Source organism: Caballeronia sp. M23-90, from assembly GCF_053574605.1.
Genome location: NZ_JBSIPA010000233.1, coordinates 1 through 10,082, shown reverse-complemented (window position 1 = coordinate 10,082; position 10,082 = coordinate 1). Strand labels below are relative to the sequence as shown.

Genomic DNA, 10,082 nt, shown 5'->3' with positions numbered 1-10,082 from the left:
TCTGCGCAACCGTGCTCAGTGCGCGCTGCAGGGTGGCGCGCGGATGCGTGGGTACGAGTACGCGCCCGGTGAGCACGACAATGGCGACGCCTGCGGTCGATAACGCCAGCGTCATGCACGCATGCGCAAACGTCGGATGCAGATAAAGCCCGAGATAGAACGCGACGACAGCGGTCATTGCACTACCGAGCGCGCGCGGCCCGCACGCCTGTACCAGCATGCCGGTGAAGAGCACGGCGAGAAAGGCGGCATCGGCGGCAAGCGGCCAAGGGGCAAGCGCAGTGGCGGCCACGAAACTCGCGCATCCCGCGCCGTAGATCGCTGCAAGGGAACGCAACCAGCCGCGCCATCCGGCATCGCGCAGAAACAGCGGTGCGATCATCGCGAACAACAATGCAAATGCGGCGAGCGTCGGCGGCCGATGCGTCGCGACGGTCCAGCCGATCGTCACAAACCCGGTCAGCAAACACGCAAACGCGCTGCGCAACGCGGTATGAAAGCGCAACAGTCCGGGATCGGAGCCAAGCAGGAGGGACAGCAGGCGTGATGAGGAAACGGGAGCAACAGCGGCACAAGACGCGCCGGCAGCAGGCTGGAAGCGATGCGCACGATGAAAAACCTGCGCAATGGAAGCGATGGACATGTGTAATACCCGGGGCAAGTGCCGGTAACGGCTTGTGACCGCTTCCGATACGACGAGTCCGCCGCAGCGGACTCTCCTGTTTGCGTCGGGCAAGAGAGTCAGCCGGGATCGCCGGCGAACGTCTTGCCACGGGACGCGCACGAAACGCAAGGCGTTTCGCGTATACCCGAATACTACCGCGTCAAAATTACGATCTTCGGGGTTTACCCGATTTGTTCTGGCCGGCGCATCTCGTCGACCGCCTCGCACGCTTCTGCCACTACCTGTGCAAGTTCGACGAGTTCGGTTTCCGCCGTGGTCGTGGCCTCGACAAGCGACGCCACCGCGGCATCCAGTTCGCCAGCGGTGCCCGTCTCGTTTGAAAAATACTTCAGAGGCAGACTTGCAAGCGCTTCGGCGTTCGCCGACGCCTCGTCGGTCAGCGCGCATAAACGCACGAGGTTTTCGCACAGCAGCTCGAGCGCCTTTGTCGCGTATTCGCATAAAGACGGGTCACTCGCCGGATCGTGCGCCATGAAGTCCAGCACGCCTCGCGAGCGCTCGACCTCGCGTGCGAGTGCGTAGCTCCGATCGCGCGCCGCGCTGAGCCGCTTCGCATAGTCGCCAAGCTGCATGACCTGCTGCGCCGTGTCGATTGCCATATGTTCTCCCGTGCTCTCTGCCCGCAGCATTGTTTTATGGTCACGTCCGCGTTCGCCTGTGTCTGACCAAGGCCCCGGTGCGGAGTTGTCGCGGTGTTTGCAAGCTGCCGCTGACAACGTTTTTACGGCATGTAAGGGAGAAGCTTTAACGAATTCTTCATATATATGCGCCCCCACGTACCGGCCTTGGTGAGCAAACGTTCGACGGTTCGCGCGGGTGGGCAAGGGCGTGCTTATGCGGCAAGATCGAGTGTCCTGAAACGCGTTGGAGCTCGCTTTGAAACTGTCGCCCGCCATCCCTATCTTCCGAATTTTTTCTATCGATAAAGCCAGGGAGTTTTACGTCGATTTCCTTGGCTTCAAATGGGAATGGGAACACCGGTTTTCGGAAGACGCACCGCTTTACGCACAGATTTCGCGCGATGCAATGACGCTGCATCTGAGCGAACATTTCGGCGATGCCACGCCGGGCTCCGCACTGTTCGTCCCCATGAAAGGTATCGATGAATGGCATGCCGAGTTGACGCAAAAGAACTACCGGCATGCGCGGCCGGGCGTCGAGACCATGCCATGGGGTCGCGTGCTCTCAGTGTCCGATCCGTTCGGCAATCGCATCAGTTTTTGCGAACGCGCTGAATAAGAAACGCCCGGTCCGCATTCCGCGGACCGGGCGTTGGATTTCAACGCCGATGATCAGTCGGGCAAGCGGTCCAGTGACTCAGGCTCGTGCATGGGGCAGCCGTTGAACTGGGCCCGGAATCCCGAGGACATTTCATAGGCGGGTTTGCGCGAGCGCTGCACCCCGCCAATTGGCCGATGCGCACTCAGGCCATGCCACGGGCTGAAGGCGAGGCCGTCATCTACCGCTACCGAACGCGCATCGGTCCATGCCGGCTGAGAGACCACCCGGATGCGCGCGACCGTGACGAACGGACTGTCTTCCTCCGACCATTTCTTCGATGCATCTTCAACCGGCATCTTCTCTATGTCGGTCGCGAGTTGCACCCGCACTTCCCACTCGCCGCCGGTGGTCGCGAAAAATTCATTGACCGCTTCGCGCAGGCCATTGGGTTTGTCGTCGAGATCCACAGGCGCATCTTTCAGCGCGACGAGTTCCGGCGATACCGGCACGATCGCAACCTTCCCGTAGTACGAGCCGTACAGGACCGGCACGACCGTGGAGTAGGTCTCGCCAAGCAGGTTTGTTTTCGGGTGCCCGCCGAGGCTCTTCAGCGTGCCGCTCTCGCCGCCCAGTGCCTCGACAGCGGACTCGGTGCCGCGCAACACCGCCGATAACGCCTGCTTAAGGCCAGGCGCTTTATCGGTTGTCTTCGCCAGCGCCTTGAGCGTGGTGAGAAACGCCTTCGGCGTCGCGGCGGTAAACGCAAGCGCGTTCTGCATCACGAAGTCCTGCGTCACCTGGCCTTCGGCGCCGGGCAAACGCTCTCCTTGCACGCCGATGATTTTCAACGCGAGGCCACGCGGCGTGGAAACCTTGTCATCGAGGATATCGCCGGGGTTAGTCGAAAACCGCATGACGACAGGGAGCGTTCCGGGCTTGGCAAACGCGCCTTGTGCGAGCTCGAGCGGCAAACCTTCCGGCACGGTCAGCTCGCCTTGCAGCAAGCCGTGACTTTTTGCGTGGACGCTGCGCACGGCATGACCATAGTCGGCGGAAGTGGTTTCAATGATGCCTCGCAGTGTCTTGACGAGGTCCTGCATTGTCTCGGCTTCGTCGGCGGGGATCTGCTCGAAAGTGGAATCGAACAGCAAAGGGCGGATGCTGAGTGGCGTGGACATGTGGGGCGTTCCGGTGGATTTCTCGGGACTAACTAGTCAATTAATGCAGAAGACTTGCGCAATCGTTGTTCCCGGGACGTGCAGCATGACGACGCTCCAACCCTTCTTTAAGCCGACTACTGCATTACGTTGTCTTTACGTCGCTCGATTATTTCCTTTATTTAATAATTCCTACACGTGTAATTTCTATCCTCTCGCTAGTTCATTTGGTGTCATGCCGTGCAATGCCCTCGCAAAGCGTTCGCGCATGACAACGTTTGCCTTCCGTCCAGAGGACGCTTGTGTTCAAGAGATCCGTCACCGTCGCCTGGATGCTGTGCGCGATGCTTGGTTGCCCGATGCTCGTCGCCTGTGGCGATCACGACGCGCCATCGTCGGCCGCTCCATCCTCCTTACCGCAAACCGATACTGCCGCGCCGCTCCCGGCAAGTTCATCGGACATCCAGAACTGGGCATTGCAGCAGACGCAGCCTTCCACGGCTGTGTCGAGCCTTGGCCCGCCGAAAGAATCACCCGCCTCGCCTGCGTCCGACCCCCTGCTGCCTCCCGTGATTCACGAGGCGGAGTGATTTCGATGTACGACCTGCAATTACCACTCTCTCCCCCACCCCGACTGATAAAAACCCATGACCTTAAAAAGCCGACGTGACTTCCTCAGGGCCGCTGTTCAGGCCGCCGGTTCCGCCACTGCAATGGGCGTCGTGCCCGCAGGCATTCGCAACGCACTCGCCATCCCCGCCAACAATGTGCACGGCAGCATCCAGGACGTCGAGCACATCGTCGTGCTGATGCAGGAAAATCGTTCATTCGATCATTACTTCGGCACGCTGCAAGGCGTACGCGGGTTCGGCGATACACGCGCCGTCACGCTGCCCAACGGCAAGCCGGTGTTCAATCAGCCGCTGGCTGCAGGCCTCGGCGAAGTACTGCCCTTCCGTCCCAGCGCGCCGGATCTCGGCAACCAGTTCATCCAGGACTTGCCGCATGACTGGAAGTCGGGCAAAGGCGCCTACAACGACGGCCGCTACGACCAATGGGTGCCCTACAAGGGCACGACGACCATGGCGTATCTGACGCGCGAGGACATTCCATTTCACTACCAGCTCGCCGATGCCTTCACGATCTGCGATGCATACCACTGCTCGATCAATTCATCGACCGATCCGAATCGCTATTACATGTGGACCGGCTGGGTCGGCAACGACGGCAACGGCGGCGGACCGGTCATCGACAATGCGGAAGTCGGCTATAGCTGGGGGTCGTATCCGGAGGTGCTGGAGAAGGCAAACATCTCGTGGAAGATCTATCAGGACGCGGGCACGGGACTCGACGCCAACGGTTCGTGGGGCTGGACCAACGACCCGTACATTGGCAACTATGGCGACAACGCACTGCTTTACCTGAACCAGTATCGCAACGCGCAGCCGGGTAGCGCGCTGTATCAGAAGGCGCGTACGGGCACGAACGCCCAAGCAGGCGACGGATACTTCGATATCCTCAAGCGCGATGTCCAGAACAACGCGTTGCCGCAGGTTTCGTGGATCGTTGCGCCCGAAGCGTTCTCGGAACATCCGAACTGGCCGGCGAACTATGGCGCGTGGTACGTCGACCAGGTGCTGCAGATTCTCACGTCGAATCCGGCGGTCTGGAGCAAGACGGTCTTGCTGATCAACTATGACGAGAACGATGGTTTCTTCGATCACGTCGTGCCGCCGTTTCCGCCCGCGTCTGCGTCCGACGGCAAGTCCACGGTCAGTATCGTCAACGAGATCTTCCCGGGCAGCTCGACCTACCAGAGCGGTGCATACGGCCTGGGGACGCGGGTGCCGATGCTGGTCGTTTCGCCTTGGTCAAAAGGCGGTTTCGTGTGCTCGGAGGTCTTCGATCATACGTCCGTGATTCAATTCATCGAGAAGCGTTTTGGTTCGCGTCTGAATGTCATCGAATCGAACATCACGCCATGGCGCCGGGCGATCTGCGGTGACCTGACATCCGCGTTCAACTTCAAGAACCCGAACGCAACCCTGCCGACGTTGCCCGATACAAGCGGTTACGCCCCGGTTCAGAAAATTCGTCATCCCGACTATGTTCCGGTGCCGCCCGCCATCCAGGCCGTACCGAAACAGGAAGCCGGTGTACGTCAGGCGCGTGCGCTGCCTTATGAGTTGTTCGTTCACGCGCATGCAGGCACCACCAACGGCGTCACGTTCGATTTTATCAACACGGGCAGCGTGGGCGCGACGTTTTTGGTTTTCACCGCGAACACCACGACAGCGCCAAGCTGCTATACGGTCGAAGCCGGAAAGCGTCTGCGTGATGATTTGCCGCTGGCGGCTTCCAACGCATACGACTACGTGATCCACGGTCCCAATGGTTTCTTGCGGCGCTTTGCCGGCAAGGCTGTGGAGCAGCATTGGTGGAGTGACAATCAGGCGATCGCCGAAGTGGTCGAAGGCTACGATGTCGCGAATGGCAACCTTCAACTGCGCCTGAAGAATCTCGGAACCGGGAAATGCAACTTTACGATCACCAGCGCTTATGAAACCGGCGCCACGATCAAGCAGTCGATTCGCGGCGGCGGGACGGAGACGGTTTATCTGGATCTGCGTGAAGCGTTCGGGTGGTATGACGTGACGATTACCATCGATACGGACAGCTCGTTCGTGCGGCGATTTGCCGGGCATGTGGAGACCGGCAAGAGCAGCATGACGGATCCTGCGCTGGGGAGTTAAGGGTGTCGCCGGGGGCGCTGCAAGGAGTTTTTGGTGTGGCGCTTCCGGGATTGTTTTGGCGAGTGCGTCACTTGCTTGCGATGCCGCGCTTTTAACTTAGTCGAATCTCGTTGTTGAGACACCTCACGCTAACGCACTTTTCCGCGCGCTCATCTGAAAATGGGCGCCCGGCGTGACCGTCGGGTAATCTGGGATTTAAAGCAACAGACGGACACAGGCGAGCACAGCGTTAGCCGCTAACCCGCTTTGAGGCATTACGCCCGCGGTCGCCCGATCTCCGACGCCTTGCTTATATGTCGATTCACCACACGCGTTACGCCTGCTCCGTCACGCGCCGGTGTAACCCACGGGCAACGTCGCGTTCGCCTTGGCCACGCCGGCGTTCTTCGCCACCACGTACAACGGTGCTTCGGTCAAATTCAATGACACCACACCGTTGCCATAGGCAACGCTCGAAGCATTGCCCATCCAGTCCAGCACCTGAACCGTACCGCTCGTGCCCGGGGCATCGACCGCGAGCGTATAGCCCACGCTATAGGTTTGGCTAAAGCCGCCGCTTGCACTCCAGACCGCATTGTTGTGGGTCCACAAGGCCGTCACCGCATTGCCCGTCCCGCGCTGCTCGAACGCATAGGCGTAGACGCCCGAAGGCGTACCGCTCACGGGACCGAGCGTGATCGTCCCGTCGAGCACGCGTGTCATCGCCGCGACCGCCAGCGCCGCGGGCTTTGGACTGACGTTGCTAGCGCCAAACGATCCCTGTGCGTTCGATAAATCGAAGAACGTGCCGTAACCGGTCTCCCCCGGATAGTCCGCACCGTAGAACACATAGGTCTGATCCGCGCCTTCACCCAGCAGGATGATGTGGGTGCGCGCGACAATCGCGCCCTGCGCAAACAGCACGTTCGATGTCGGATAGTCAGGTCCGTACGACGTCCCGAGGTCGTAGCTGATACCCGTTTCAGTGGCAAACAGCTTCATGCCCGGCCGATAATCCGCCTGCATCTCCTGACGCAAGTTACGCATCTCGTTCATCAGCGCATTGGCGGCATTGGCCGGATCGGGATCGGTGGCAAGACGCTCCGGCGGATGCGACGGCGATGTGCCGGCATCGTAATACCCGTGGGTCGCGATGCCGTCCAGATACTGCGCAAGACCGAGCGGCGCCATGGCTTTGAGCCGATTCGTGGTCAGCGATGGAAACGCGCCTGTCGGTCCCATCACGACCGCGTTGGGGTCCCTTGCATGAAGGCCCGTGTAGGCAAGCTTGTAGAGCGTCACGAAATCCGCGCTCGACCCCAGCCATGTCTGGTCCGGCTCCCACGTGACCTGATAGTAGTTGCTGGTCATCGCCGGGAAGTACTTTCTGCGCATTGCTTCGGTTTCCGAACCAACCTGGTTCAGATAAGACTGATACCCTGCCTGATCCTTCGGCAAGTACGCGCTGTCGTTGAACGCGCCGGTCGGGCTGGCCCATGCCGGGATGCCGTCCAGGCGCACGAGCCGCATGATCTGGCCGCTTGAATAACCGGTATCGGTCGTCGTGGCCGCCGCGGCGAAGCTGTTGGGGCCATTCGGCTCCGTGCTGGACAGCTGGCGGTCATCGATTGTCGAGCTGATTCCGAGCGCGCCCAGCATCGCTGTCCAGCCGTTGAAACCCTGCATGCCGAACCGGTGCTGCTCCTGATGCGCATAGGTGGGCGCCGGCAGGCTCGGAGTGACATCGGGCAGAACACCGAAGGTTGCGAAACCGGTCGGGCGCGTGCCTGCCGTCGGGATGCTGCCACCCGCTTTTGCAAGCGTCGCCGATACCGCGAAGTAACCCGCCACTGTCGACGTGCAATTGAGCGTCGTCGTGCTGCCGCCCGATGGCGCCGCGAAGTTGCCGCTCGCCACGGTCTTGCCGAGCGCATCGTTGACGGTCCATGCAAGCGTGTCGGCACCCGGAGGGTTTGCCGCGATCGCGAGCTGGAAGGTCGAACCGGATGCGAACATGCGTGTGCCATCGGCGCTGGGGGTGTCGACTGCGATCAATCCGCCGCCCGATGACGCCGCGCTCGTGACCGGCGCCGCGCACGTCATTACCAAGGCCGCGTTGGACACCACCGATGGCGAGACCACTGCGGGGGTCGCGCCGGCGACTACACCCGCGTTGCCGGTTGTCCCTGCAGGGCCGCTTGCCGGGTTATCCGAAGCCGGTGCGGACGTGCCGGAAGCGGTGACTGAACCGTTCCCGCTTGCAGCGGCAGCCGCGCCGCCACCGCTGGCGGCGTTGCTGGAACCGCCGCCTCCTCCGCCGCCGCATGCGGCCAACGACAGCAGAACTGAATAAATTGAATAGCTGAGTAGCGCGTTCGTTTTCATTCGATGATCGCCTGGTCGTAGCGGTGAAGCCGGGATCGGGCACAGCAGTGCCCCCAAGCGCCCAACAAGGGAACTCGGCGAAGGATTGAATTTGGAGAAAAGGCTCGCAGCGATGGCGTATCGCAAAACGGAATCGCTTAATTGCAACCGCCACGCACGCTGAAATCCGAAATGATGTTACATAGACGAAACGTTTTAAACCAGTAATATCGACGTAACAATTTGTAACGCGACCTAAAAATCGGTAATTACATAATCATCAGATTATTTTGATCAAATGCCACGCGCCTTAAACGGAATGGTCAATCTCTCCAATATCAATGCGCTGAATATTCATACTATATGATAATAACAGGGTGTTTCAGAAGTGAACCGTTTCTGCCGTTACAGTGCCGTGCGTTGGTCCGCTGGCTCCGCACTACAAACAAGCGCTTTCAATTCGCTACGTCTACGCGTCCACCGCCCGGATATAAACCCATGGCTCAAAGTCCTCGTAAAAATCTCGTCCGAAACTTTGCATACTGCCAATCCTGATTAACGGACGGCTTATTCAGAACTTGAGCGTTGGTTTTACTGATAGCCTCGATGTCTGCCATTGAACCGATCAGGCTCTTTTCAACGCATGTCCGAAGATTCGCTCCAGCCTCACCGAGTCAAAACGCGTTTTCCGCAAACCGGAGCCCTTGCCGGACGCCGCCCGTTCTGCCCGTGCTTGTCCGCGTTGCCTTTATAATCCGCCATGATTCCAATTTCCTGCCTCCCTGCCTTCCGCCCTCTTCGCGATTCCCGCGAAGTCCTTTCCTGTGCGGCGGCCTCATGAAAACACCAAAAAGACTGCTGCCATTGCTGGAAGAAGGGCTGATCGACGAGGTCATCGGCCAGCTGATGAGCGGCAAGGAAGCGACCGTATATGTGGTACGAAGCGGCGATTCCACCCGTTGCGCGAAGGTCTATAAGGACGCGAAGCAGCGCAGCTTCCGTCAGGCGGCGTCGTATCGCGAGGGACGCACGGTGAAGAACAGCCGGCAAGCGCGTGCGATGGAAAAAGGCACGCGCTACGGCCGGCAAATGCAGGAAGAGGCGTGGCAGAACGCCGAAGTCGATGCGCTGTTCCGGCTGGCGAATGCCGGCGTTCGTGTACCGCAGCCGTACATATGCACCGACGGCGTGTTGCTGATGGAACTCGTGGTGGACGCGCAAGGCGACGTCGCGCCGCGACTGAACGACGTGGACATGAGTCACGACCGCGCGCTCGAATTGCACGCCGCGCTGCTGCGTGAAGTGGTGCGCATGCTGTGTGCGGGCATGATTCACGGCGACTTGTCCGAGTACAACATCCTGCTTGCATCGGACGGTCCGGTGATCATCGACTTGCCGCAGGCCGTCGACGCCGCCGGGAACAACGAAGCGTCCGCCATGCTGCAGCGTGACGTGGACAACCTCGCGACCTACTTCGGCCAGTTCGCGCCGGAATTGCTCAAGTCGAACTACGGCAAGGAAATGTGGACGCTCTACGAAGCGGGACTGCTCACCGTGGATACGAAGCTCACAGGCCACGTCGAAGCCGATACAACCCCGGTCGATCTCGAAGCCGTGATGCAGGAGATCGAGGACATCCGGCTTGAAGAAGAAGCGCGCATCCGGCGCGAGCAGGAACAGGGCAACTGATTACCGGTTGCCTTCGAGCGCATCGGCCAGGCCGGACAGCACCGGCCCACATTGGGCTTCGACCTTGAACTGCAGGAGCGCATCCGCCCGGGTGTGCCCCAGATTGACCGCCGCGATGGGCTTGCCGGCACGCGCCGCCCATTCGCAAAACCGAAAACCCGAATACACCATCAGCGACGAGCCGAGCACGAGCATGGCATCGGCCTGATCGAGCGCGGCCGCAGCCGCATCCAA

Annotated in this window: 8 protein-coding genes and 2 pseudogenes; 5 read left to right on the top strand and 5 right to left on the bottom strand. The window is 60.3% G+C overall.

The window, feature by feature from the left end:
* Positions 1–643, bottom strand: a pseudogene (locus ACRXB1_RS21185) (hypothetical protein); the annotation flags it as partial.
* A 203-nt stretch (positions 644–846) separates the two neighbouring features.
* Entirely contained in the window at positions 847–1,284 is a 438-nt protein-coding gene (locus tag ACRXB1_RS21180) for a hypothetical protein (RefSeq protein WP_449493117.1), read from the bottom strand.
* Between the two features lie 277 nt (positions 1,285–1,561).
* Here ACRXB1_RS21180 and ACRXB1_RS21175 point away from each other — a divergent pair, with 277 nt between their 5' ends.
* Entirely contained in the window at positions 1,562–1,924 is a 363-nt protein-coding gene (locus tag ACRXB1_RS21175) for a glyoxalase superfamily protein (RefSeq protein WP_062003658.1), read from the top strand.
* 53 nt (positions 1,925–1,977) lie between these two features.
* On the opposite strand, the gene ACRXB1_RS21170 is transcribed toward ACRXB1_RS21175, so the two are convergent.
* Positions 1,978–3,084, bottom strand: a complete 1,107-nt coding sequence (locus ACRXB1_RS21170; RefSeq protein ID WP_449493116.1) for a catalase family protein — start codon at positions 3,082–3,084, stop codon at positions 1,978–1,980.
* Positions 3,085–3,365: 281 nt separating this feature from the next.
* Between ACRXB1_RS21170 and ACRXB1_RS21165 the strand changes: the two genes are divergently transcribed.
* A complete protein-coding gene (locus ACRXB1_RS21165; protein ID WP_143325613.1) occupies positions 3,366–3,653 on the top strand; it encodes a hypothetical protein in 288 nt (95 codons plus the stop codon).
* 57 nt (positions 3,654–3,710) lie between these two features.
* Complete coding sequence (locus ACRXB1_RS21160; RefSeq protein ID WP_449493115.1) at positions 3,711–5,816, top strand: phosphocholine-specific phospholipase C; 2,106 nt, start codon at positions 3,711–3,713, stop codon at positions 5,814–5,816.
* 327 nt (positions 5,817–6,143) lie between these two features.
* Here ACRXB1_RS21160 and ACRXB1_RS21155 read toward each other — a convergent pair whose 3' ends face one another.
* Positions 6,144–7,811, bottom strand: coding sequence for a hypothetical protein (locus ACRXB1_RS21155; protein ID WP_449493114.1), 1,668 nt, complete (start codon positions 7,809–7,811; stop codon positions 6,144–6,146).
* On the opposite strand from ACRXB1_RS21155, the gene ACRXB1_RS21150 reads away from it, so the two are divergent.
* Both ACRXB1_RS21150 and ACRXB1_RS21145 read left to right on the top strand, forming a co-directional pair.
* Entirely contained in the window at positions 7,810–8,148 is a 339-nt protein-coding gene (locus ACRXB1_RS21150) for a hypothetical protein (protein ID WP_449493113.1), read from the top strand. The two genes, ACRXB1_RS21155 and ACRXB1_RS21150, sit on opposite strands and share 2 nt — an antisense overlap.
* A gap of 848 nt (positions 8,149–8,996) precedes the next feature.
* The gene (locus tag ACRXB1_RS21145; protein ID WP_062002801.1) at positions 8,997–9,848 is read left to right on the top strand and encodes a PA4780 family RIO1-like protein kinase; all 852 of its coding nucleotides are present in this window, start codon (positions 8,997–8,999) and stop codon (positions 9,846–9,848) included.
* On the opposite strand, the pseudogene ACRXB1_RS21140 reads toward ACRXB1_RS21145, so the two are convergent.
* Positions 9,849–10,082: pseudogene (locus ACRXB1_RS21140) on the bottom strand (NAD-dependent protein deacetylase); the annotation flags it as partial.

Coding starts and splice junctions, on each gene's coding strand:
- ACRXB1_RS21180 (WP_449493117.1), bottom strand. CDS start 1,284: ATGGCAATCGACACGGCGCAGCAGGTCATGCAGCTTGGCGACTATGCG.
- ACRXB1_RS21170 (WP_449493116.1), bottom strand. CDS start 3,084: ATGTCCACGCCACTCAGCATCCGCCCTTTGCTGTTCGATTCCACTTTC.
- ACRXB1_RS21160 (WP_449493115.1), top strand. CDS start 3,711: ATGACCTTAAAAAGCCGACGTGACTTCCTCAGGGCCGCTGTTCAGGCC.
- ACRXB1_RS21150 (WP_449493113.1), top strand. CDS start 7,810: ATGCGTGTGCCATCGGCGCTGGGGGTGTCGACTGCGATCAATCCGCCG.
- ACRXB1_RS21155 (WP_449493114.1), bottom strand. CDS start 7,811: ATGTTCGCATCCGGTTCGACCTTCCAGCTCGCGATCGCGGCAAACCCT.
- ACRXB1_RS21145 (WP_062002801.1), top strand. CDS start 8,997: ATGAAAACACCAAAAAGACTGCTGCCATTGCTGGAAGAAGGGCTGATC.